Below are 24,938 nucleotides of genomic sequence, written 5' to 3' on the forward strand. Positions count from 1 at the left end.
CTTAGAGAGTATGAGGTAGATAGGTCAGAGGTGGAAGTGCAGTAATGTATGGAGCTGACTGATACTAATCGTCCGAGGGCTTGACCAAGAGCACTTAGGGAAGCCAAGCTGAAAGGCGCAGGCTGAGCTTAGTGGGATGGTCGTTCGAAGGAACTTAGCGAAGGCGAGTCGGAAGACGAAGCCTGAGGTTAGTGAATCGAACTTCCTTAGAAAAGAATGGGAAAGGCATTTGCAGAGCAAATGGCACCGAGAAAGCAAAGCTTTCGAGGTGACCCGGTTTCGAAAAAGGAAAATGGTTTTAGTGAATCGAACTTCCTTAAACATGTCTGGAATGCTTTCACGGAAATCTGTATGAAGTTTTGAAGGTATATGAAATAAAATATATAGGGATATAGTTCAGTTGGTAGAACGTTGGTCTCCAAAACCAAATGTCGAGGGTTCGAGTCCTTCTGTCCCTGTTATAAAAGACGGCGGTGCTGCTGTCTATGAGAACCCCGAGTAAATCGGGGTTTTTGTTTGTTTATACTATAGGAAAATGTTTTGAACTCACTTATAGCATAAACGCACACTTTGGGGTGACGATGCGCACTGTCGCGAAAATAAAAGAGGAACATTTTCATGGATCAGATGATATCAGCAAATATTGCTCTGGATATATTTGGAATCATTTTATCAATAATTCCAATTGTATATGTACTCAGCAGTCAGCGCTACTGTCAACAACTAAACAGATATTTTCTGGGTGTTAGTATTTCTAATATTTTTATGATTACCGGCGATTTATCGGACTGGTTAATACAGGATGTATCTACTAGGTCTCTGCAAGTTATACTGTCTGTTTTTTCCGTGGTCTATTATGCGGCATCTGCTTTTGTATTATATTTTTTTGCCAGGTATTTGGCGGAATATCTGAAAATTACGGGCAGAGCGGTAAAGAGATATCTGGCGGCTGTAAGACTTGTCTGCAGTGTACAGATATTTTTTGCCATCATCAGTCCATTTACAGGTGCAATTTTTTATATATCGGTTCATGGGTATCAGCGGGGAAATCTTTTTCTGATTTCTCAGATAGTTCCTTTATTCTGTTACATTCTTTTTACTGCTTTTGTAATTGTATACCGGGAGAATCTGACACTGCGTGAAATTGCATTTTTTTTATTATATATTTTTGTTCCCCTTGGAGGCGGAGCAGCGCAAATGTTTTTGCGGGGAATTGCTGTGGTAAATATTGGGGTATCTCTTGCTCTTCTGCTTATTTTAGTTAATATTCAATTTGAATATGAATTAACACTGCGCAAAAAGGAAGATGAGCTGGCACAGATGCGGATTGATATCATGTTAAGTCAGATTCAGCCCCATTTTCTATATAACTCCCTGGCGACTATTTCTCACCTCTGTAAACATGATGCCAAAAAAGCTCAGACTGCTATACAGGAATTTTCTTTATTTTTACGGGGAAATATGGACAGTCTGAAAAAAAGAAATCCTATTTCTTTTGAAAAGGAGCTGAATCATGTTAAGAATTATTTGTATCTGGAACAGCAGCGTTTTCAAAATCGTTTGAAAGTCATTTATGATATACAGGTATCTGATTTTTATCTTCCACCCTTATCCCTGCAGCCCCTAGTAGAAAATTCAGTACGTCATGGAGTACTCAGAAAAGAAGCAGGCGGCGTAGTCACTATCCGTACAAGGGAGACCAAACAAGATTATCTGGTAATAGTAGAGGATAATGGGATTGGATTTGAGCGCTCAAAAGAATTTCCAAATCTGGGGGAACATGCCCATATTGGAATTGAAAATGTCCGCAGCCGATTACAGACTATGGTGCATGGAAGTTTGAAAATTGACAGTGATGACATGGGGACAAGTATTACAATGCGGATACCAAAGGAGTGAGAGTTATGCATTTTTTAGCTGTTGATGATGAAATTTTTATGCTGGAAGAAATGGCTGAAACACTTCAAAGCGTCATACCCGGGGCTGAAATCTGTACATGCTTAAAGCCTGGAGATGCTCTGGATATAGCTAGAAAGAAACAGATAGACGCAGCTTTTCTGGATATTGAAATGGGCAGTATGACGGGACTTGAACTGGCAGCGAGATTAAAAGAGATTCAACCGGATATTCATATTATATTTGTTACAGGACATGAAAAATACGCTGTGCAGGCTTTTCAGATACATGCTACAGGTTATTTGCTGAAACCATTTTCACAGGAAGATGTGATGCGTGAACTGACTTTTATTTATGGGGAACAGAAAAAAGTTCATATTCGGGCACAGACCTTTGGAGGCTTTGAAATCTTTGTAGATGGACAGCCTGTTAAATTTTCCAGAGCAAAAGCAAAAGAATTGCTGGCATTTCTGATAGATCGTAAAGGGACAAGTGTTACAACCGCAGAGGCATATGCGGTATTATTTGAAAATGCTGAAGATACAGTATCAGGAAAAAGTTATTTTCGAAATATTGTACGGGATTTAAAAAATTCATTAAAGACTGTACATGCAGAAGAAATACTGCTCCGCAGTTTCAACTCTCTGGCTATCGTGCCGGATAAAATAGAATGTGATTATTATCAGTTTTTAAAGGGGGACCCGATTGCGGTTAATCAGTATCGAAACGATTATATGCCTCAGTACAGCTGGGCTGAGTTTCGAAATGCGCAGATTTATTTCCATGAGAATAAGAACTTTTATCAGTAGGAGACTGAAAGAGGGGCTTATTCTTTTTGTTTATAAAATTTGATACGCTTTTGATACGCTTGCTTTGTTATAATTTATTAAAGTTTGATGTTAATAGCAGAAAACTGATAAAAAAGAATTTAGTGTTGCTACCAGCAGCAGATGAAAATAAAATTATAAAATGATTAAAAAGGGTTATGAAAAATTTTAATATAGTTCAGGAGGGTGCTTTATGTTCGGAAATGAGCAGAACGGGCATCCTTTTTGATATATATGATAGCGTGAAAAGCAGATGGCTGCCGTACAAAAGGACATACATAGGTAAGAGATTTAAGAATGGGAAATGCAGAGACAAATTTTAGAAGAGAAAATACGGTATACCATGGAATATTTATTTGAAATATGGTATTCTGTAATTGACAAAAGGAATAAAAATGTTTGTTTTTTGAATTACTAAGAATCATTGACCTGTATATAATAATACCTGTGTGAAGAGTGTTTAATATAGTGTTTTTATCCGAAAAGGACATGGGAAATCAAAGGGTGGTTTGCCATGTCCTTTTTAAGTGGAGTGTTATTTTGAATCTGCATATGTATATACCGGTTAAGAATTACTGAAATTGAGGTTGTCAGATATAATTTAGATTAGATCAAAATAGCAGATCAGATAACTTTTCTGATTTTGTAAACAATAGATAAGGTGGAGGTTTTTGCGATGAAACTGATCAAAACAGAAGATGCAGTTGGACATGTATTGTGTCAGGATATTACCCAGATTATTAAAGGAGTAACAAAAGATGCGGTATTCCGCAAAGGACATGTTGTAACAAAAGAGGACATTCCTGTACTCCTTTCTGTAGGAAAAGAGCATCTTTATGTGTGGGAAAATGATGAGAATATGCTTCATGAGAATGAAGCTGCTCAAATACTCTATGAAATCTGCAGAGGAGAGCACATGCACGGCACTGATGTGAAAGAGGGAAAAATCGAACTGGTTGCAGAGATCGACGGACTTCTGAAAGTAAATAAAAAGCGGATTTTAGCGGTAAACAGTTTTGGACAGATGATGATTGCCTCCAGACATGGAAATGTTCCCATAAAAAAAGGAGATAAAATTGCTGGAACCAGGATTATTCCACTTGTCATTGAAAAAGAAAAAATGGAAAAAGCAAGACAGACCGGCGGCAGTGAACCGGTATTTCAGCTTCTTCCATTTAAACATAAAAAAGTTGGAATTGTAACTACCGGAAGTGAGGTTTTCAAAGGAAGAATTAAAGATACATTTGGACCGGTAATTAAAGGAAAACTTGCAGAGTTTCCTACAGAAGTGTTAGGGCAGACGTATGTTGATGACACAAAAAAGAACATTACAGCTGCGATTATGGATCACATTGCCAATGGAGCAGATATGGTAGTCTGTACCGGAGGTATGAGTGTGGATCCGGATGACTGTACACCGGGGGCTATTGCGGATACCGGAGCACGTGTAGTAAGTTATGGCGCGCCGGTGCTTCCAGGAGCGATGCTGATGATTGCGTATTATCAAAAGGATGGAAAAGAGATTCCTATTTTAGGACTTCCGGGCTGTGTTATGTATGCAAAAAGAACCATTTTTGATCTGGTTCTGCCAAGGGTTATGGCTGATGATAAATTGGAAAAAGAAGATATTTCTATTTTGGGAGAGGGCGGTCTTTGTCTGAATTGCGAAGTATGTACTTATCCTAACTGCGGATTTGGAAAATAAAAAGGAGGCTATATAAGTATGGAGGACACAAATTTAAAACCAGTGAAAGTTCACTGGGAAGAGATTGAGAAATACAGTGTATTTAAGATTATGAGGTTTGAGGTAAAATACGGTCAGAAAGTATTGGGATATTACCGGATCTGGCATGATCCTGAAACAGAGAATATTGCCTTTTACGGGGATACAGATAAACATGGTGTACTTCCCCCTCAGGAATATCAGGCAAAGCCGGGAAATCATAAACTCATTCAGTACATTGAAAAAGATTTAAACCGTATGGGATACTATATTCCGGATGCCCGGAAAAAGATTTCAGATGACATGCTGATTGGAAAAGAACATTTCCCAAATGATTGGGATGTACTGTATTAAATGTACGGAGGAAATTATGGATTTGAAGTTAACACATATAAATGACCAGGGCCGTGCCAAAATGGTTGATGTGTCAGAAAAAGCTGATACACAGCGGATTGGAGTGGCCTCCGGGCGGATTCGCATGCAGAAGAACACTTTTGAATTGATTACAGGAGGAAAAATCAAAAAAGGAGATGTTTTATCTGTTGCTCAGGTGGCAGGGGTAATGGCTGCAAAAAAAACCTGGGAGTTGATTCCCATGTGTCATCCGCTGCTTTTAACTGGTGTGGATATTCACTTTGAGTTATATCCGGAGGTTTCCGAGATTGAGGCGGTTGCATCAGTAAAAACTACCGGAAAGACGGGAATTGAGATGGAAGCGCTTCATGCTGTGTCTGTAGCTTTGCTTACCATTTATGACATGTGTAAAGCTGTAGATCGGGGAATGCAGATTGTTGACATTTTTCTTTTGGAAAAAGATGGTGGAAAATCTGGTCATTATGTTAGAGAAAGGGAATATTAGAATATGAGTAATTGTACGGTACATTCGATCTGTATCGCTCAGGAGAGAGGACAGTTAAAGAAAGAAATTGAGCAGGCAAATATTATTGAAAATACAGGAATTGAAGGGGATGGCCACTGTGGTGACTGGGGACGCCAGGTAACCTGCCTAAACTGGGAGAGCGTATTAAAATCAAACCAGGAACATGGACTTTCCATGGGGCCTGGAGATTTTGCAGAAAATATTTGTATTGAACATATGGATGACTTAAATCTTCAGGAGGGAGATCGGTTTTTGCTTGGCAGCAGTGCGGTTTTGGAGGTTACACAGATAGGAAAACCTGATCATCCAAGTGTGGTTACAAGAACCTTTGGAGTGACACTGCTTCCATATGAAGGACGCTTTTGTAAAGTAGTAAAAGGCGGAGTGGTGAAACCCGGAGATTCTGTTATTAAATTATAAGTAGTGGATGATTTTTGAAAAGAAATTGTCAAACTTCAGGGGAGCACGGCGTTGATATCAATGCCGTGCCCCCCTGAAGTTTTTGTGCCCCTATTTCTAAGTTATATATCACCCTGCAAAATATTTCTTTAAATAAAGAGAGGTATACTTATTATGTTCTTTTAGGCTGGTTCACGGCTTAAGGGACTGTTTTTCTACTATTCTTAATACATTTCTTGAAAGTTTTTTCAAAATATCCGTACAAAGTTACAAATTTATAATCTGGGAAAGAGATTTTCTTTACAGTTGTAAGGTATCTCTTTATAATGAAAGGAGAAGTTGTTTGAAACCTAGTAAACCATTGGGACAATTGACACTGTTTGATCGCTTTTTATTCGCAGAGGCTATGGAAAGCCCGGGAAATCTGCAGATTTTACTGGAAATTATTCTTGGAAGAGATGTTCATTTAAAGGACTGCCCGCAGTCTGAGAAGGAAATACGGACTACTCCGCTGAAGCGGTTTGTAAAGCTGGATGTCTGGAGCCAGGATGAGGAGGGTGTTGTATATAATACGGAGGCCCAAAAGGAAAATACCGGAAATCTGCCGAGACGAAGCAGATATTATCAGGGAATGATTGACAGTAAACTGTTAGAACCGGGAGAAATTGATTTTAGAAAATTAAATCAGCTGTATGTAATTATGATTACACCTTTTGACCTGTTTGGGGCGGGGAAGTATCAGTATACTTTTCAGATGAAGTGTGAAGAAGTGCCGGGACTGAATCTGGAAGACGGGGTTACCCGGATCTTTTTAAACAGCCGTGGGACAGACCCGGAAGGGGTAAGCGAGGAGCTTATAGAGCTTCTGCATTACATAGAGCATACCAATGAAAAGACAGAAGAGAGCTGTAGAAGTGCCCGTGTAAAAAAGCTGAAAAGACGGATTGACAGTCTCAAAGAGAATGCGGAAGTGAGTGTGAGATATATGCAGGCATGGGAAGAGAGAGTCATGGAGCAGAATGAGGCTAGAAAAGAAGGCAGAGCAGAAGGTTTTGCAGCAGGGAAAGATGAGAAAATATCAGAGTTAATTCAAAAGAAACTGGAAAAAGGAAAGAGTATCCAGTTGATTGCAGATGAGTTGGAAGAGGATATTGAAACAATTCAAAGGTTTATAAAAAAGATGGCGTAATATTACCTGTTAGTAAAAATGGGGAGCATATCATCTGTACAGATGATATGCTCCCTGAAGTTTTGTATAGGGCTAATATTCAAATCAGAAACAATTGCCCTGTTTGTTTTAAATTGTATGAATTAATCTTCTTTATCTGCACCGGATTTTTTTGCACCGATAAAGCACATTGCGATAAGTACGATAGCTACGCAAAGAAGATAAACTGAAACAATTGTTATTGCCATAAAACAATTCCTCCTTATAATTTTTCACCTTTATGTGTAATTTTCCAGATAAGAAAGATAATTCCACAAAGGATAAAGCCGATTACGTACTGAGTAAGAATATCTTGAACAACCCAAAGCATATGATTTACCTCCTTTATTTTGCCATACTGATTGAAGTCTGACCTTCTTTTGTTTTCTTCCATGCAGTTTTACCAGGAAGGATCAAATGAAGAACAATACCAAGTACCAGAGAAGATACCATTGTTGCATATAAGTTCATTCCCCAGATACTGCCTGCTTTTAAGTGGAGCAGCTGTTCCATTGGCAGGAAAGTCCAGATACAGTTGATGACATAGGATATAATAATCGTCGCCCAGGCTGCCGCCTTGCTGATTTTGAAATTGTATCCTATGATGAACACAATGAACACAGGCATACCAAAGGAGAACACCCATAAGAACAGGTTGAATACGAATTCGTTTGCCATAATTAAAGCGCCTGGTAATAACAGTGCTGCTGCAACGATAACGCAGATTTTATTTGTGCGCAGTTTCTGTTTCTCATCCATGGTAGGTTTGCAGCATCCAATTACGATATCCTGAGCCAGGACGTTGGAGTTAGCAAGAACAACACCGCCGCCGGTTGACAGAGTAGCTGCCAAAAGAGCCACCATCAAAAGACCGATAGCCGGGACAGGCAGACCTTCCTGAGCGATCATAGGAACAGCTGTTAAGCCGTTGGCATTTACTTTGGATGCCAGAGCAGGAATAGACATTGCTGCAATTCCAAGGAAGATCCATGGTAAACTGGACATAATGTTAAAGGACATACCCATGAACACACCTTTACGGCAGGAGCTCTGGTCTTTTGCGGCAAAGAACGGAAGCATCATGGTCTGAGATACAGCGCCGGCTGTTGTATGTAATACGATAACCGGGATGATAACACCTAACCATACAGGAGGCATTCCAAGAGTACCTGTCTGTGTCAGGATATTGCTGTAACCGGCAGCTTTATAAACTTCCATAACGCCCTGCCATCCGCCTAACTGAGCCAGATAGTTAAATGCGATGATAGCAATAGCAGCATAAGAAGCAACAATCATAACTACCGCATTGATACAGTTGAGCCATGCCATCTGAAGCATACCGCCGAAAAATACATAGCATAAAATTAAAACGAAGCCAAGAATAATTGACTGATAAATTGTAAGCGGGATACCACTTGCGTTACACAATGTGTAAATAGCTGTACCCGTTGCAACTGTTTCGGAAGCTCCGATACCAGTCCATGTCATTGTCTGGAATCCTGCATGGAACCATGCCATTTTTTTACCAAAGATTTTTTCCAGTGCCTGAGGTACTGTTTCAACCCCCATCTTTTTGTATAACGGTCCAATCCATAACATAGCGATTGGAAGGAATACTGCACCTGCACCAATTGCCCACCACATAGCGCCGGCGCCGATACCTGTAAATGCTGACCAGTCTGTAAAACCGCCGCCTGCGGCTTTCTGCCACAGAGACATTGTATGACCGGATCCCAAAGGTGCCAGTACGAATGAGAAAGTAACCATAATCCATCCCATTCCGCCGCCTGCATTTGCAAAATCGGATGCAGATTTGACTTTTTTCTTAGCATACAGGCTGGCGATGATAATCAGAATCGCGAAGTATGCTACAGCAATAACTAGAGCCATATTAAAAACCTCCCTTAGTGAAATAAATTAGTAAAAACTAAGTCCTCTACTCGCATTTGAGTATATTCTATATAGCGGCTATACTGTCAATAAAATCTAAAAATTATTGAAAAAAAATAAAAAAACTGTAAAAAATGTTTAAATATTGTACAAAAATATGGGTATGCAGAACATGAATAAAATAATTTGGTTTATGAATTACTAATGATGGTACATGATGATATTATATAAATTAACAACAGAGAAACCATATCATACAACTTGGAATTGGCAGAATGAAATAAAAAACATCTGTAATCCGTTATTTTTTTGTGACAATATCTGGTTAAACTGGACAAACCGCAGGATATTCCTTATTATATAAAGTATATAGCATAGGGAAACCAGCGGAGGAGATTTATGACAGATTTACAGGTGAAATGTTTTTTGGAGGTTGCCAGATGTCTGAATTTTACAAAGGCAGCCAAGAACTTATTTATATCGCAGTCAAATATCAGCAGGCAGATCGCTTCTTTTGAGGAGGAGCTTGGTCTTGCTCTTTTTGACAGAAATACAAAAGGGGTAAAGCTGACCTTGCAGGGGCAGATGATGGCGGAGACTCTTTCAGAGATGACTTCTGAGTGGGAGCTGGTCTGTTCAAGAGCCAAAAATTCCGTGAAGAAGTTTAATGGATGTATCACCATAGGATGTCAGCCGCATATTAAATGCAACAGTTATTTGTCCCAGGTTCTTTCCGGGTTTCGGGAACTGCGCCCGGAGATACAGATTATAAAGGAGCGCTGTACCCAGAAGAAATTGCTGGAGGGATTAAAAAATGACTACTATGATGCAATTTTAATTGCGGATCATGATGTAAAGCGTCTCCAGGGTGTTGAGAGACAGACACTGTATTATTCCAGAGTTGGAATTGTTGTTCACAAACGCCATCCTCTTTTCTATAAGAAGGAAGTTACGCTTTCTGATTTTCGTGACAGTGATTTCCTTAGATATAATCCAACGGATGTAAAAAAAGAAGACGACTTTCTATATAATATATGTAAGTATTACGGATTTGAGCCAAGGGTAGCTGCGGAGTTCGATGATTTTGAAGAATATTTATTTTCTATTGAAATGGGAGAGGGGATTTCTCTTGTATTTGAGGAGACGGAGGTTATCTCCAATATGAATCTTCGTTTTATTCCGATTAATGAAGATGTTCCTCAAAAATATCTTCCCATGCAGCTTACAAGAAAAGAGAAGAATCATAATCAGGCGTTGAAAGATTTTTATGCCTATGCTCGGAAGTATTCCAATCTTCATGATAAAAAGGATATTTAAAAGTAAGGTTCCAATTTATAAGAACTGGAAAAAAATATATATGGAAAATATCAAAAAGAACTTGACTGTATAATCACAATACACGTTATAGTTAAACTCAAGAAGAAGTTCTTCTGAAGAGATATCTGTGAAGTGCAAAAAGCAGGCGCTTATTCCTCTACTCTTGCGTGGCTTAAAAAGCAGGGAAGCAGATATGAAACGATTAACAAAAAATCAAGGAGGTATATTCATGCAAGGCGAAATTCGTTTGACTAACTCCAGTACCGGAGGTCCAGTATTCGTATACGTAAAGGACGGAAAAATTGTCCGTATTACACCGATGGACTTCGATTCAACAGATCCGGAAGGCTGGAAAATTGAAGCAAGGGGCAGAGTTTTTAAGGCTCCAAGATATACTACAATCGCACCGTTTACAGCTGGTCAGAAATCTATGATTTATTCTGACAGAAGAATTCTTTATCCGATGAAACGTGTGGACTTTGATCCAAACGGTGAAAGAAATATCCAGAACCGTGGTATTTCCGGATACGAAAGAATCAGCTGGGATGAAGCAACAGATATCGTTGCAAGTGAAATTAACAGAATTAAAAGAGAAGTAGGACCGGGCGGTATTATGTCTACTCCATCTTCTCACCATTTATGGGGTAATGTAGGTTACCGTCATTCTACATACTTCCGTTTCATGAACCTTATGGGATTCACTTATGCTGACCATAACCCGGATTCATGGGAAGGCTGGCACTGGGGCGGTATGCATATGTGGGGCTTCTCCTGGAGACTTGGCTGTCCAGAGCAGTACGATCTGTTAGAAGATGGTCTGAAATATGCAGAAATGATCGTATTCTGGTCATCTGATCCAGAAGTTAATAGTGGTATTTACGCTGCTTACGAATCACACATCAGACGTCGCTGGTTAGACGAACTGGGTGTTAAAATGGTATTTATCGATCCTTTCTTCAACCATTCAGCAAATATGTGGGGAATGAAATGGTTCTCACCAAAAGTTGGTACAGACCATGCACTTTCTTTTGCTATCGCTTACACATGGTTAACAGAAGGAACCTATGATAAAGAATATGTAGCTACTCATGCTTACGGATTTGAAGAATGGGCTGACTATGTATTAGGTAAAGGCGAAGACGGAATTCCAAAAACATGCGAATGGGCTGAAAAAGAATCAGGTATCCCAGCATGTGATATCCGTGCTCTCGCTCGTGAATGGGCTAAGAAAAACACATATCTTGCTGCCGGTGGTATGGGCGGCTGGGGTGGTGCCTGCCGTGCTACCCATGGTATCGAATGGACACGTGGTATGATCGCTCTTGCTACAATGCAGGGTCTTGGTAAACCAGGTTCCAATATCTGGTCCACAACACAGGGTGTTCCAACTGACTATGAATTCTACTTCCCAGGATACGCAGAAGGCGGTATTTCCGGTGACTGTGCAAACTCTGCAGCAGGATTCAAATTCGCTTGGAGAATGTTCGATGGTAAGACAACCTTCCCGGCTCCGGTTAAAGTAAATATTGAAGCTGGACAGCATATTCCACGTCTGAAAATTCCAGAATGTATCATGAACGGAAAATTCGAGTGGTATGGTAAAGGATTCTGTGGTAATGCAATTGAAAATCAGCTGCATCCATATCAGTATCCGGCTCCAGGATATGGAAAAATTAAAATGTACTGGAAATACGGCGGACCACACATCGGTACAATGACAGCTACAAACAGATATGCTAAGATGTACACATCTGAAAGCCTTGAATTTGTAGTAAGCCAGTCTATCTGGTTTGAAGGTGAAGTTCCGTTTGCAGATATTATTCTTCCTGCTTGTACAAACTATGAGCGTTGGGATATTTCTGAGTTTGCTAACTGCTCCGGTTATATTCCGGATAACTTCCAGATGGCAAACAACCGTGTAATTTCTTTACAGGCTAAATGTATCGAACCTCTTGGAGAGTCCATGTCCGATTACGAAATCTATGCATTAATGGCTAAAAAACTTGGTATCTATGATATCTTTACAGAAGGCAAAGATGAATTAGACTGGGTAAAACAGTACTACAATGCTACAGATTGTCCAAAACTTATGGATTGGGAAGACTTCTTCAAGAAAGGTTATTTAGTAGTACCTGATAATCCAAACAGAAAGAAAACACCTGCACTCCGCTGGTTCGCAGAAGATCGTGTACGCGATACTCCTGACTGGGGTCCTGCTCCAAACCAGTCTGTAGCGCTGAAGGGATTACAGACTACAACAGGAAAAGTAGAGTTCATTTCTACATCCTTAAAACGTTTCGAAGAACAGGGATTTGTGGATGAATATCGTCCGGCAATGCATAAATACGTTCCTGCTTGGGAAAGCTGGCACGCAGAAGTTGCTAAGAAATACCCTCTGGGTATGTTATCACCTCATCCAAGATTCTCTATGCATACAATGGGTGATGCAAAAGACAGTTTCATGAACGATATCAAAGACCACCGTGTATTAGTAGACGGATGGTATTACTGGATTATCCGTATGAACTCTGTAGATGCTGAAGCTCGTGGCATCAAAGATGGCGATTTAGTACGTGCATACAACGACAGAGGTTCCGTAATTCTCTGTGCTCAGGTTGGTGAACGTGTACAGCCAGGTACCGTACATTCATATGAATCTTGTGCTGAATATGCTCCCCTTGGAAAACCGGGATGCTCCGCAGACCGCGGCGGCTGCGTAAATATTCTGACACCAGATCGTTACATGTCTAAATATGCATGTGGTATGGCACCAAACAGTGCTCAGGTTGAAGTAGAAAAATGGGATGGCGGTATTTACGAAATCTACTAAGATTTTGCAAATACAGCCCGAAAGGAGAATTAAGATGAAACAGTGGTATATGGTTATTGATGTCAGATGGTGCCATGATTGTAATAACTGCTTTATGTCTTGTAAAGACGAACATGTAGACAATGAATGGCCAGGCTATACAGCTGCTCAGCCACGCCATGGACATCGTTGGATGAATATTGAAAGAAGAGAGCGCGGCAGATACTCACGTAATGATTATACATATCTGCCAATGCCTTGCCAGCATTGCGAGAAATGTCCGGTAGTTGACGCTGGATATGCAACAAGAAGAGAAGACGGTATCGTAATGATCGATCTTGAAGCTGCAAAAGGAAAAGAAGATGTAGTAGGAATGTGCCCATACGGAGCAGTTTACTACAACGAAGAAGCAGGCATTGCACAGAAATGTACAATGTGTGCACACCTTCTGGATGATCCGGACTGGATCCCAGGAATTCCAAGATGTGCTCACTCCTGTCCTACAAAAGCTCTGAAAGCTTTCCATCTTGAACCAGAAGAAATGGAAGTTATGATCAAAACAGAAGGACTTGAAGTATACAAACCAGAACTGGGAACAAACCCACATGTATTCTACAAAAACCTTCACAGATTTACAAAGAACTTCGTTGCAGCTGGTGTATTAGTAGACGGAGACTGCTATGAGGACGCTTCTGTTACATTAACAAAAGACGGAGAAGTTGTTGAAATTCAGAAAACGAACTTCTTTGGAGATTTCAAATTCGATGGACTGGATGACGGAAAATACGTAATCCAGATCGATGCTGCTGGAAAACACAAAGATATTGATGTTGAAATTGCAGGAAAATCTTTAAACCTTGATTTTATTGAATTTTAATTAAGAAAATATCGTTGAGCTTTATGCCCATGCTGTCACAGGCATGGGCATAATTCATATAGTGAAATAGTAAACGCTATATCTGGATAAGTGAAATAAAATCCCTGTGGTATACTTAGAATACATTAACAAACGCAAAATAAGGAGAAGAATCATGAGCAAAATTGTAATTTTTAACGGAAGCCCAAGAATGGACGGAAATACATCAACAATTTTAAAGATGATTGAACGCGGGGCAAAAGAGCACAATGCAGAGGTAGAAGTCTATACTTTATTCAAAATGAAATTTATGGCCTGTCAGGGCTGTTTCGGATGCCGCTTGAAGGATGACTGTATGGTAAATGATGAGCTTCGCAAAGCACTGCAGAAAGTAAAAGAGGCGGATGCTGTGGTTATCGGTTCTCCTGTTTATTTTATGCAGATTACCGGTCCTGTTAAAAACCTTTACGACAGACTCTTCCCGCTTATGGGCGAGAACGGACGTCCGCGGTTTGGACAGAAAAAGATTGTTACTGTATATACACAGGAGTTGGAAGATCCGCATACCTTCGATATGTATTTTGACTATCTTGCCCAGGGAATGTTCCCGGGATTTGGATTTGTGGACGAAGACCGTATCGTATGTGTAAATGGTAATAACCCTGAGACCGCAGAAAACAACCGGGAACTGAAACAGAATGCATATGATGTAGGCAGAATGCTGGCCAACATTAATAATTAGTGATAGAGGTCTATATGAAAACGCTTGGATATGACTTTCAAACTGCCAGGGAAAAAATGCTGGAACGGTGTTCAGGACTTGGCAGTGAGACAATTTCTTTAGAAAAAGCATATGGAAGAATACTTGCAAAAGATGTGACAGTGAAATATGATGTTCCGCTGTTTGATAAATCACCTTTGGATGGTTATGCATTTATTGACTCTGATACATTAAATGCTACCAAAGAACAGCCGGTAAATCTGACTGTAGTGGAGGAAATTCCGGCGGGAGCTTATTCCGGCCGGGAACTAAAGCCGGGCACGGCGGTAAAAATTCTGACAGGAGCTCCCATTCCTGCAGGTGCTACAGCTGTTGCAAAATATGAGGAGACAGAGTTTGGAACGGATTATGTAAAACTGTTTCATCCATATCAAAAGATGGACAACATAATTTTGAAAGGCGAGGATATCAATGCCGGAGATCTGGTGGCGTGTGAAGGTACGTTGATAGATTCGGCCGTTCATGGAAAACTGGCGTCCCAGGGAAATTGTGCGATAGAAGTATATAAGCTGCCATTAATCGGGATTATATCACAGGGGAATGAGGTGATTGGTTCTGAAGAGGAATTAAGACCTGGGAAAATTTACAATACAAACCGTTTTATGCTCAGTGGAGCTTTGAAAAAAGAAGATTTCAGCTCTATTTATCTTGGAACTTCTAGAGATGATGAAGTTGAAATCGCGAATATGATATCCGATGCGGTATGCATGTATGATGCGGTTATTATGACCGGCGGTGTTTCTGTTGGTACATACGACTTTACGGAAGCTGCCATGAAGAGGGCGGGAGCTGAAATACTGGTAGACAAAATTTTTATGAAACCGGGGTCTTCCTGCTGTCTGGGAATATTAAATGGAGTGCCGGTGTTTGGACTTTCCGGCAATCCGTCTGCGGCCATGACTACTTTTTATCTGGTAGTTCTGCCTGTGATACGAAAAATTTCCGGACTTAAAAATTACTTACCAAAGAAAATACGTGTGCGTTTGAATGAGGATTTCAAAAAAGCAAGTAAAAATACGCGGATTTTAAAAGGAAGCCTGGATCTTTCCCAGGGTACAGCCATTATGAAGCTGAATCAAAAACAGGGAAATGGAATGGTAAGCGCCATGCAGGATGCGGAAGTTTTTGCAGTAATTCCCTCAGGCAGCGGACCGGTAGATAAGGGCAGCTGGCTGGAGGCATATTTGATTTAGTACAGACAGGATCAGGTGTAGAAACATGAAAGATAATTATGGAAGAGAAATTACATATTTGAGAATTTCAATTACAGATGAATGTAATCTCCGCTGTTTATACTGTATGCCGGAGGATGAGGGGTGTCTGGCCAAAGACAGCAGTCTTATGAGCGCAGATGAAATTGTGGAAATTACAGCTGAGGCGGTAAAGCTTGGTATCAGTAAAGTCAGAATTACAGGGGGAGAGCCATTGATTCGACCTGATGTAATCGACATCTGCAGACGGATCTCATCTCTTCCAGGAGTAAAGGAACTGGCGGTAACAACCAATGGAATGCTGTTGAAAGATCTTGCATATCCTCTGAAGGAGGCGGGAGTATCCAGACTGAATATCAGCCTGGATACCCTGCAGACCGAGAAATATACCAAAATAACCAGAAAAGGTAATTTTCAGGACGTGGCGGAAGGAATACGTCTGGCGGCAAAGGCCGGTCTGACTCCTATAAAAATTAATACCGTGCTTATCGGTGGATTTAATGACTGTGAAATTCGTGACTTTGGAGAATTGACCCGGACAGACAATGTGGAAGTACGCTTTATAGAATTAATGCCTATTGGAGCCTGTGCAGCGTTTCCAAAACATGCATTTGTCAAAGGCGATATAGTACTGCGGGAGATTCCGGAGCTTGTGGAGGCAGAAAATTCCGGTGTGGCAAGAATGTATCAGTATCCGGATGGGTGCGGACGGATTGGAATTATCAGTGCGGTGAATCAGCACTTCTGTCTGTCCTGTAACCGGATTCGTCTTACCTGCGACGGTAAGATTAAGCCGTGTCTTCATTCGAAAGAGGAAGTACTTGTAAAGGGACTCCATGGAGAAGAACTGAAAAAGGCTTTGATTGGTGCTATTACCAATAAGCCGGCAGAGCATGTAAATCTTACATATGGTTACGTAAGTGAAACAGAGCGTTATATGAATCAGATTGGTGGATAGGAACGGGAGGCAGATTCTGATGCAGGAAGAAAAGTTGAAAAAGGCAGAATATATTAGCTCTGGAATGGGCACAAAAGAGATGATGGTTTATGAACGGGTAAAGGAAGCAATTTTAAAAAACGAATTTACTCCGGGGACTGTGCTGGTTGAGAGAAAATTATCAGAGGCTTATAATGTAAGCCGTTCTCCTGTCCGTTATGCGCTGCGGCAGCTGGCAAAAGAAGGATTGCTGACAGATGAACCCGGTAAGGGAATTATTGTTCCTGTATATACTCTGGAAGATATACTTGAAGTGTATGATCTTTTGGAAGTGCTTCAGATTTATGCCATCCAGGTATCTCTTAAGAATTATGATATGATTGCGGATGCTACTCTTGGACAGATTATGGAGCAGCTTCGCAAAGCAATGAACCAGGGAGATCTTATTAAACGGATGGAATGGGATGTGAAGTTCCATGAATTTATGATTCATTATGTTTCCAATAAGCGGCTGGATATGATTTTTGAACTTTTAGTGAATCAGAAACGAAGATTTGATATTACATCTCTGCAGGATGAGGATCATGGATCTGAATCAACAAAACAGCATGAGCAGATCTATCAGGCGATTCAGGACAGAGATACAGAAAAGTGTGTGGAGGCTATTAAAGCACATTCTCAGTATATCAAACAGTACTATATTAATAAACTGGTAACAGGAAGGTACAATTTATGAGTGAAGTGGCAGGACAGCTGATGTTTTCACAGGATTATAATCTGGGAGAAAAACTGATTTTTTCTCTTTACAGAGAGCAGGAAGGAGATCACTGCACAGTTACCCTGTATTATCAGTTTGAGGGATAGGATTTCATTCCTTGCAAGCGCTTTTTTTATTCATTAGAGGCGGAAAAGTTTCAGAGCCCGTATTTAAGCTGGTATAATCTGATTTGCTGCAGCAATAATTATGGTCCTATCCCTGTGGTGGACTATATGAATTATGCAGTCCAGAAAAATAAAAAACTGGCGGCAACAGTATATCCGAAAACTGCAGAAGAATATATGCAGATGATTGGAACTGTGGGTGATGAATACTATTGTTATCCGTATCATACAAGAGAGTACCAGTATATGCTTTATGTAAGCCGTAAGGGCAGCTTGTCAGATTATTTTGATCTGGATCAGATTCTTTCGGTATATGGGGCGTGCGGGATAGAATTGGATGCGGAAAAAATGAAGAAGTATTTTCAAAAAGAGTTATCTTATTTTGGAAATGAGGAAGAGTGTGAGATTCAGCTTCACGACTGTCTGGGACAGGAGGAGCTGGCGGTGACAGGACTTTTATTTGGCTATCCTGTAGAGAGTACGGTGGCACTTTTAAAGAAAGAGATTGATACGTGCGGTTATTAAAAGAGAAGTGTCTTTGAATAAAAGCATAAAGTTCTTGTATTTATATGGTGAAATATATTAGGATGTGGTATGATAATTATGCCAATCTTTTTCAGAAACGGTATTTGTTCCCCAAAGGAGCATACCGTTTCTTTTCTTTTATTCATTATTTCAGTCCGGAAACAATACCGATAATGGCAAATATAACAACGACAATACCTGCTCCAATGAGCTGGTAAAAGAATTTTTTCTGTTTTGGATCCTGTTGTTTTTGCGGTTCCTTTTGTTTATTATCTTTTTTCATGTAATAGGCCATATCATAAAGTCCTTTCTTTGGTTAAATATACAGCGTTAAGCGTTCTTTTTGCGGATTGGAATCTGAATTTCGCAGAAATCCAGTTCATTGTCATCGTCATAAAAGATGGAATCAATCAGACATTCATCATAAATATCCCCGGCAATTTCATAGTCGTTTTCACGGATCCAGTCCACAAGCTTGTTAATATGAAATGTCTCATAAGGCATACCAAACTTGGGCATACAGACATATTCGCCTTCCGGGAGAATATGAAGTCCGGGAAGATCTGGGATATCATAGTTAATCAGACAACAGCCGCCGGCGTGTTTTAACGGTGTTCCCTTTTCTACCTGATCTTTGAAAAATAAAGCACCCCATCTTCTGGATGGGAGAATACCATGGGCCTCCGATTCGTTCCATATTTTCATCAGTGCGTAATGAAGTTCATACCGTGTATGGCTGTCTTCCCTCCATTCATGATATAAAACCCGGCGTTCCGGAAAATATTCAATGGTGGGTTTATAGGCTGCATCCGCATAGGAAACAGCATTTTCATAGATCTGGACACGTTTTTTAATTTGTCTTTTCTGGATTTCCAGGCGTTCAATTTCCTTATCAATTTTATCATATTGGGATTTCAGCAATTCCATGGTAGTCTCGGTGCTGTTGTATTCGTTGTTTTTGCGGATATCTTCTAGAGACATGCCAATGGCCCTCAAAAAACAGATTTCACGCAGCAGCGGAATCTGGAGAGTGCTGTAATAACGGTAACCGTTTTTCTCATCGGTAATTTCGGGTTTAAACAGATCTATTTTATCATAATAGATTAATGTCTGCCGGCTGATGTCATGGATCTGTGCCATTTCAGAAATAGACAATTTTCGATTAATTGAAGAATAGTTTACACACATGCTTGTCACCCCTGTACATTTCCTTCCGGATAAAGGTCAGCTCTATACTTACCGGCGCTGCCGAAAAAAGAGCATATCCCATCCAATATATTTATATGAAAAATTAATAATAAAATGTATTAATAATATAATAAACTTTTTCGACATTTTCCTGCAATGCGAGTTAGGGCTGAACTCATGTTAAATATGCATAGATGTCCTAATGATTCCCTAGGAAATGGAAAAAATACTTTATGTCAGAAAAGATACCAGGTTATGAGGCGGAGTTAAAAATAAAAAAAGAAGACAGAGATATTTTTTCTGCCTTCCGGTGTGTTTTATTCAGATTCCGGGTTCCAGCGTCGGAAGTTCTGATAGTCAATATCAAAGACGTCCAGAATCTTGCCTGTGATGTGGTCAATCATATCCTGTACGGTTTCCGGCATATTGTAATAAGTCTGTACAGGGGGCATGATGATGGCGCCCATTTGTGATAATGACAGCATATTCTTTAAATGAATGGTATTAAATGGAGTTTCTCTGGCAACAAGAACTAGTTTGCGCCGTTCCTTTAATACTACATCAGCTGCCCGAAGCAGCAGGTTATCTGAATATCCGTTTGCGATTCCAGCCACGGTCTTCATACTGCAGGGAACGATTACCATCCCTTCGGTTTTATAAGTGCCGCTTGCAATAGAAGCACCGATATTTTTAATATCGTGGACCTCATCTGCCAGGTCAATCACGTCCTGTACAGTATAGTCAGTTTCCATCTCAATGGTTTTTTCGCCGCCTTTTGAAATTACAAGACAGCTGGTCCAGTCATCCAGATTTTTTAATGCTTTTAAAAGAGCAATTGTAATAGGGACGCCGCTGGCGCCGCTGATGCCTATAATTAATCGTTTCATACCTAAAACCTCCTGTGGAATAGTGTAAATGAGTATTCCGGCTATATGTCAAGGGCCGAATCTACGGAGTGGAGATTATTCGGTATAGGCTCCCGGGAGCATAACAGGGATAGCGATCTGACAAAAGTCCCGTTCGTTTTCTTCTGTATAGAAGGTTGTGTCCAGCATACACTCATCCAGGGCATCTCCGATAATGGTATAGTGGTTTTGTTCAATCCAGTTTCGCAGGATCTCCATATGCTCCATTTCATAAGGCATACCGTATTTTGCGATACAGGCGTAAAAGCCGGCGGGAGCAGTCATAATTTTTGCATCTGACTGATTGGCTTTTTCAATATATTCTGTTGGAATATTGATATATCCTCCGGCGCCGTTTAAATAGTCTCTGTTAATTACTGATTCTTTAGGAAACAGTGCACCCCATCCCCAGGCTAGAGGAATATTGTGACTGATACATTCGCGGCGGAGTTTCATGTGGGTCAGATGCATTTCACGCCGGTTCATATTGGTAGTATCCCAGGGCAGGAACATGATTTTCCGCTCAGGGCACTGGGTAATATATGGCAGAGCCGGCCGTTTTTTAACTTCTTTTACTACCTCATAATAATCCAGGCGGGCATTTAAAACATTGAGTCTTTGCTGAAGTTCGCCCAGTTCCTTTTCCATATTTTGCCTGTTGGAAAGCAGCAGTTCAATGGTAGTGTTTAAATTCCTGTTGTGCAGGTTATCAATAATTTCTTTTAAGGAAACATTGTCTCCTTTTAAAGAACAGATCTCTCTGAGAAACGGCAGCTGATAGAGAGAATAGTAGCGATACCCTTTGTCGTCAATGTAACCGGGTTTAAATATATTGTGTTTATCATAATAAATCAGTGTCTGTCTGCTGATGCCGCAGATATGAGCCAGCTCACTGATAGTCAGCCAGTTATTTGTTTGATTCATACCGTTACCTCGTGCTGTTTTATTTAGGAATGTTTCCTTATAATAATTATATTATGTATTACTATTCTTATATTATGATGTGTAGCGGCTATATAGTCAATTGGAAAATGGAAAAGCCGTAAAAATATAATATTTATAAAAAATCTAAAAAAAGTATTAAATGCACAAAAATGTACCCAAAAATTTGTGAAATAATTTTATAAATTTATGCTTTCTGTATATCGGGTATACTGGAATATAATAGGTTTGTAAGTAAGGATATACGAAAGACACGGATGGTATACACGTGGTATTAGTTTTGGAAAAGAACATTTAATACACAAATGAAAAAAGAGTAGAGGAAATGTGTTTTTCGAATTTTCTTTTAAAAGGAGGAATTTTTATGAATACTGTGAATGATTTACGTTCCGCAGTGGAATTGTTAAAGACGATTCCGGGACAGTACGTTGAGACAGACGTAGAAGCAGATCCAAAAGCAGAGATCTCCGGTATTTATCGTTATGTTGGAGCAGGTGGAACTGTAAAACGTCCAACACAGATTGGTCCGGCTATGATGTTCAACAATGTAAAAGGACATCCGGATGCAAAGGTTATTATCGGTGTTTTAGCAAGCCGTACAAGAGTAGCTGCGTTACTGGGCACTACACCTGAGAAGCTTGGCTTTTACCTGAAAGATGCTGTTGCAAATCCAATCGAGCCAATTGAAGTTTCCAATGAAAACGCTCCTTGCCAGGAAGTTGTTCATTATGCAACAGACGAAGGTTTTGATATTCGCAAAATCGTACCGGCGCCCACAAATACACCGGAGGACGCAGGTCCGTATATTACAATGGGTATGTGCTATGCAAGCGATCCTGAAACAGGTATTTCCGATGTTACTATCCACAGACTGTGCTTACAGAGCGAAGATGAGCTGTCTATGTGGATTACACCGGGTGCAAGACATATCGGTGCATTCTATGAGAAAGCAGAAGCTTTAAATCAGCCGCTTCCGATTTCCATCAGCATTGGTGTGGATCCGGCCATTGAGCTGGCAGCAGGCTTTGAACCGCCTACAACTCCAATTGGATATAACGAGCTGGCAGCAGCAGGCGCTATCCGTCAGAAACCGGTAGAATTATGCTCCTGTCTGACCATCGGTGAAAAAGCAATTGCCAACGCTGAGTTTGTAATTGAAGGTGAATTAATGCCTCACGACAGAGTACCGGAAGACCGTTCCTCAGGAACAGGCAAAGCTATGCCTGAGTTCCCGGGATATACAGGACCGGCTCCAAAAGTACCGATTATCAAAGTCAAAGCGGTTACTCACAGAAAGAACCCGATTTTACAGACAACAATCGGACCAAGTGAAGAACATGTACATATGGCTGGTCTTCCTACAGAAGCAAGTATCTTAAGTATGGTAGAAAGAGCTATGCCTGGCCGTCTTTTGAATGTATATGCACACTCTGCAGGCGGTGGAAAATACATGGCTGTTCTTCAGTTTAAAAAATCAATGCCAAGTGATGAAGGACGCCAGCGTCAGGCTGCACTTCTTGCATTCTCTGCATTCCCGGAATTAAAACATGTAATTCTTGTGGATGAGGATGTAGATCCTTTCGACAGCAATGATGTTTTATGGGCAATGAATACACGTTATCAGGGAAATGTTGATACGATCTTTATTCCTGGTGTTAGATGTCATCCTCTGGATCCGTCAGAAACCACAGAATATGATGTAAACATCAAAGATAAAGGTATTTCATGCAAAACAATTTTTGACTGTACCGTACCATACAATCTGAAAGATCACTTTGTAAGATCTAAATTCTTAGAAGTGGATCCGAAGAAATGGCTTCCGGATATGTTCTAAAATATATGGAAGTTTAAGACGGGGTTGTCCGTCTGGTTCCCAAAAAGGAATCCGCTGTAAATTCCTGATTCTTTGGGAGGAGTCAGGAACAGGCAAAAATAAGAAGAAGGAGATTGAAAAATGGCTTCAAAAAAAGAATATATACATTATCTTATAGCCCTTATAATCGGTATCGTAATCTGGTTCGCACTTCCACCAACAAATGGATTAACAGAAATTGGTGTACGTGTTGTAGCAATTCTGATTCCTGTATTATATTTATGGCTGACAACTAACACACACTGGACCTGCTTTTTAGCACTGGGACTTCTTGTTATGACCCAGGCTATGACTGCAAATGAAGTATGGGCCGGATCCATGGGTCATTTCGTAGTTATCACAGTTATTGCTTACATGGTATTAAATGTATGCTTAAAGGAAACTGGTGTTATCAACAAAATTGCAATCTGGTTTGTTACTAGAAAATTTGTTCAGGGAAGACCATATGCATTTATGGCAATGTTCTTCGCATCTAATGTAATCATCGGTTTATTCATGGATAACCTGTCTCTGGCAGTTATCTATATTGGTATCGCAGGCGCTCTGTGTGAGCAGATCGGTGTTAAGAAAGGTGATCCTTTCTATACATGTATCTTTACAGGCGTTATGTGGGGTAACGTAATTCTTTCCATCGCTTCCCCAATCGCTCATGCTCTGCCAAACATTATCATGGGTCTTGCTGAATCACAGCTGGGAATTTCTATTTCCTATGGTCAGTGGCTGGCAGTTGGTGTACCGTTTGCAGTTCTTACATACCTTGCAATTATGCTGGTTGTTTTAATCTGGAGACCGGATACATCTGCATTCAAGAACTTTAATGTAGAAGAAGTAAGAAAAAATGATCCTCCACTGGATGCAAGAGGAAAATTTGCGGCATTTATGTTTATCCTTGTTATCATTTTTGTATTAGCTCCTTCTATCCTGAAAGATGTAGCTCCGTTCTTTGCATACTTAAACGGCATCGGTGTTGTTATCCCGGCGTTACTTGCAATCTGCGTACTTGCAATTGTTCGTATGGGCGGAAAACCGGTTCTGGATGTTCCTGGCGCTTTAAGACAGGTTCCTCTTCCGGCTGTTATCTTTGCTGGTACTGTATCCGTATTTGCTACACCGTTATCAGCAGAGAACACAGGTATTTCTGTATGGTTAGGAAATATCTTCTCCTTCGTTGAAGGTATGTCACCATTTGCTATTGTTGTAATTCTGATGATTTTTGCAATCATCATGACAAACTTCCTGTCAAATACAGTTACAATGGTACTGTTCTTCAACATTGGTGTTGTTGTATTAGCTAACGGCAATACAAATATGGCAGTATTTACAATTATTATCGCGCTGGCAGCTTCTATGGCTTCTCTGACACCGTCAGCAGCCGTACCGTCACCGCTGTTCTTTGGCCCTGGTCATGTAACCATGAAAAATACTCTGAAATGGAACCTGATCTGGCTGCCATTGACATTTGTTATTCTTGTTATTTTCTTCCCGATCTTCTCAAGAATTATGGGATAAGAGCCGGCTGTAAAGTTATGGCAGGAATTTAGCAGTATTGTAAAAATTTAATAATGAATGAAAAACCCTCCTGTGAGCACACAAACTCATGGGAGGTTTTTTTATTTTGGGGAATTTCTGCAGCAATTGAGAAGCTGCTTTTTCGGGGAGCAATGCACATTCAGATTTGGCGCTTGTGCATATTTAACAAAATTGTGGTTTGAGGTGAAAGACTGCAGGGAAGATTGTCTTTAATATATCCAGGAAGATTTTATCTGTATTTTTGCTGATTGTGGAGGAAAAAGAACGAAAAACAGCAGAAGCACCGGAGGTATTCCATAAGAATTATTTTTGTATTGAAACATATATATGTAGCATGGGGAAAGGAGGGACAACACTTAG

General features: G+C 40.2%; 23 protein-coding genes, 1 tRNA gene and 1 rRNA gene. 20 read left to right on the forward strand and 5 right to left on the reverse strand.

Annotation, left to right across the window (positions count from 1 at the left end):
* From OCV88_RS00005 to OCV88_RS00045, 9 genes are all read left to right on the forward strand, one after another.
* Positions 1 to 88: ribosomal RNA gene (locus OCV88_RS00005) — 23S ribosomal RNA — on the forward strand; the annotation flags it as partial.
* Between the two features lie 297 nt (positions 89 to 385).
* Positions 386 to 458 (forward strand) — tRNA-Trp (locus OCV88_RS00010).
* Positions 459 to 618: 160 nt separating this feature from the next.
* A complete protein-coding gene (locus OCV88_RS00015; RefSeq protein ID WP_158423609.1) occupies positions 619 to 1,899 on the forward strand; it encodes a sensor histidine kinase in 1,281 nt (426 codons plus the stop codon).
* Positions 1,900 to 1,904: 5 nt separating this feature from the next.
* The gene (locus OCV88_RS00020; RefSeq protein WP_158423610.1) at positions 1,905 to 2,705 is read left to right on the forward strand and encodes a response regulator; all 801 of its coding nucleotides are present in this window, start codon (positions 1,905 to 1,907) and stop codon (positions 2,703 to 2,705) included.
* A gap of 694 nt (positions 2,706 to 3,399) precedes the next feature.
* Positions 3,400 to 4,428 (forward strand): molybdopterin-binding protein, encoded by a 1,029-nt coding sequence (locus OCV88_RS00025; RefSeq protein WP_158423611.1) that lies wholly within the window; start codon positions 3,400 to 3,402, stop codon positions 4,426 to 4,428.
* Positions 4,429 to 4,446: 18 nt separating this feature from the next.
* Positions 4,447 to 4,800, forward strand: a complete 354-nt coding sequence (locus OCV88_RS00030) for a hypothetical protein (protein ID WP_158423612.1) — start codon at positions 4,447 to 4,449, stop codon at positions 4,798 to 4,800.
* A gap of 16 nt (positions 4,801 to 4,816) precedes the next feature.
* Positions 4,817 to 5,305, forward strand: coding sequence for a cyclic pyranopterin monophosphate synthase MoaC (moaC, locus tag OCV88_RS00035; RefSeq protein ID WP_158423613.1), 489 nt, complete (start codon positions 4,817 to 4,819; stop codon positions 5,303 to 5,305).
* Between the two features lie 3 nt (positions 5,306 to 5,308).
* Positions 5,309 to 5,746, forward strand: coding sequence for an MOSC domain-containing protein (locus OCV88_RS00040; protein ID WP_158423614.1), 438 nt, complete (start codon positions 5,309 to 5,311; stop codon positions 5,744 to 5,746).
* Between the two features lie 322 nt (positions 5,747 to 6,068).
* Positions 6,069 to 6,914, forward strand: coding sequence for an Rpn family recombination-promoting nuclease/putative transposase (locus OCV88_RS00045; RefSeq protein ID WP_262590534.1), 846 nt, complete (start codon positions 6,069 to 6,071; stop codon positions 6,912 to 6,914).
* Positions 6,915 to 7,277: 363 nt separating this feature from the next.
* Here OCV88_RS00045 and OCV88_RS00050 read toward each other — a convergent pair whose 3' ends face one another.
* The gene (locus OCV88_RS00050) at positions 7,278 to 8,822 is read right to left on the reverse strand and encodes a sodium:solute symporter family protein (protein ID WP_158423615.1); all 1,545 of its coding nucleotides are present in this window, start codon (positions 8,820 to 8,822) and stop codon (positions 7,278 to 7,280) included.
* Positions 8,823 to 9,221: 399 nt separating this feature from the next.
* On the opposite strand from OCV88_RS00050, the gene OCV88_RS00055 reads away from it, so the two are divergent.
* The 9 genes from OCV88_RS00055 to OCV88_RS00095 all read left to right on the forward strand — a co-directional run bounded on the left by OCV88_RS00055 (position 9,222) and on the right by OCV88_RS00095 (position 18,140).
* Positions 9,222 to 10,139: a LysR family transcriptional regulator gene (locus tag OCV88_RS00055; RefSeq protein WP_158423616.1), complete on the forward strand. Its 918-nt coding sequence runs from the start codon at positions 9,222 to 9,224 to the stop codon at positions 10,137 to 10,139.
* Positions 10,140 to 10,332: 193 nt separating this feature from the next.
* Complete coding sequence (locus tag OCV88_RS00060) at positions 10,333 to 12,969, forward strand: molybdopterin-dependent oxidoreductase (RefSeq protein ID WP_262590535.1); 2,637 nt, start codon at positions 10,333 to 10,335, stop codon at positions 12,967 to 12,969.
* Between the two features lie 34 nt (positions 12,970 to 13,003).
* Complete coding sequence (locus tag OCV88_RS00065) at positions 13,004 to 13,825, forward strand: 4Fe-4S dicluster domain-containing protein (RefSeq protein ID WP_158423617.1); 822 nt, start codon at positions 13,004 to 13,006, stop codon at positions 13,823 to 13,825.
* A 154-nt stretch (positions 13,826 to 13,979) separates the two neighbouring features.
* A complete protein-coding gene (locus OCV88_RS00070) occupies positions 13,980 to 14,546 on the forward strand; it encodes a flavodoxin family protein (protein ID WP_158423618.1) in 567 nt (188 codons plus the stop codon).
* A 14-nt stretch (positions 14,547 to 14,560) separates the two neighbouring features.
* Positions 14,561 to 15,778 carry a molybdopterin molybdotransferase MoeA gene (locus OCV88_RS00075; RefSeq protein WP_158423619.1) on the forward strand — a complete coding sequence of 406 codons (1,218 nt, stop codon included), beginning with the start codon at positions 14,561 to 14,563 and terminating at the stop codon, positions 15,776 to 15,778.
* Positions 15,779 to 15,803: 25 nt separating this feature from the next.
* Positions 15,804 to 16,754 (forward strand): GTP 3',8-cyclase MoaA, encoded by a 951-nt coding sequence (gene moaA / locus OCV88_RS00080; RefSeq protein WP_158423620.1) that lies wholly within the window; start codon positions 15,804 to 15,806, stop codon positions 16,752 to 16,754.
* Between the two features lie 19 nt (positions 16,755 to 16,773).
* The gene (locus tag OCV88_RS00085) at positions 16,774 to 17,469 is read left to right on the forward strand and encodes a GntR family transcriptional regulator (RefSeq protein ID WP_158423621.1); all 696 of its coding nucleotides are present in this window, start codon (positions 16,774 to 16,776) and stop codon (positions 17,467 to 17,469) included.
* Positions 17,466 to 17,597, forward strand: a complete 132-nt coding sequence (locus OCV88_RS00090; RefSeq protein ID WP_262590536.1) for a hypothetical protein — start codon at positions 17,466 to 17,468, stop codon at positions 17,595 to 17,597. The genes OCV88_RS00085 and OCV88_RS00090 overlap by 4 nt, the downstream gene beginning before the upstream one ends.
* Before the next feature lie 126 nt (positions 17,598 to 17,723).
* Positions 17,724 to 18,140 (forward strand): hypothetical protein, encoded by a 417-nt coding sequence (locus OCV88_RS00095; protein WP_158423622.1) that lies wholly within the window; start codon positions 17,724 to 17,726, stop codon positions 18,138 to 18,140.
* A 145-nt stretch (positions 18,141 to 18,285) separates the two neighbouring features.
* Here OCV88_RS00095 and OCV88_RS00100 read toward each other — a convergent pair whose 3' ends face one another.
* From OCV88_RS00100 to OCV88_RS00115, 4 genes are all read right to left on the reverse strand, one after another.
* A complete protein-coding gene (locus OCV88_RS00100) occupies positions 18,286 to 18,423 on the reverse strand; it encodes a hypothetical protein (RefSeq protein ID WP_262590537.1) in 138 nt (45 codons plus the stop codon).
* A 47-nt stretch (positions 18,424 to 18,470) separates the two neighbouring features.
* A complete protein-coding gene (locus tag OCV88_RS00105) occupies positions 18,471 to 19,328 on the reverse strand; it encodes a MerR family transcriptional regulator (RefSeq protein WP_158423623.1) in 858 nt (285 codons plus the stop codon).
* Between the two features lie 317 nt (positions 19,329 to 19,645).
* Positions 19,646 to 20,215 carry a UbiX family flavin prenyltransferase gene (locus tag OCV88_RS00110; protein WP_158423624.1) on the reverse strand — a complete coding sequence of 190 codons (570 nt, stop codon included), beginning with the start codon at positions 20,213 to 20,215 and terminating at the stop codon, positions 19,646 to 19,648.
* Positions 20,216 to 20,290: 75 nt separating this feature from the next.
* On the reverse strand, positions 20,291 to 21,157 hold the full coding sequence (locus tag OCV88_RS00115) for a MerR family transcriptional regulator (protein WP_158423625.1): 867 nt from the start codon (positions 21,155 to 21,157) through the stop codon (positions 20,291 to 20,293).
* Positions 21,158 to 21,539: 382 nt separating this feature from the next.
* Between OCV88_RS00115 and OCV88_RS00120 the strand changes: the two genes are divergently transcribed.
* Together OCV88_RS00120 and OCV88_RS00125 are read left to right on the forward strand one after the other, a co-directional pair.
* Positions 21,540 to 23,009 (forward strand): UbiD family decarboxylase, encoded by a 1,470-nt coding sequence (locus OCV88_RS00120; RefSeq protein ID WP_158423626.1) that lies wholly within the window; start codon positions 21,540 to 21,542, stop codon positions 23,007 to 23,009.
* Positions 23,010 to 23,129: 120 nt separating this feature from the next.
* The gene (locus OCV88_RS00125) at positions 23,130 to 24,557 is read left to right on the forward strand and encodes an SLC13 family permease (RefSeq protein WP_158423627.1); all 1,428 of its coding nucleotides are present in this window, start codon (positions 23,130 to 23,132) and stop codon (positions 24,555 to 24,557) included.
* The last annotated feature ends 381 nt before the right edge of the window (positions 24,558 to 24,938 follow it).

This window comes from Brotonthovivens ammoniilytica (genome assembly GCF_025566885.1).
In the GTDB taxonomy this organism is placed as follows: Bacteria; Bacillota; Clostridia; order Lachnospirales; family Lachnospiraceae; genus Brotonthovivens; species Brotonthovivens ammoniilytica.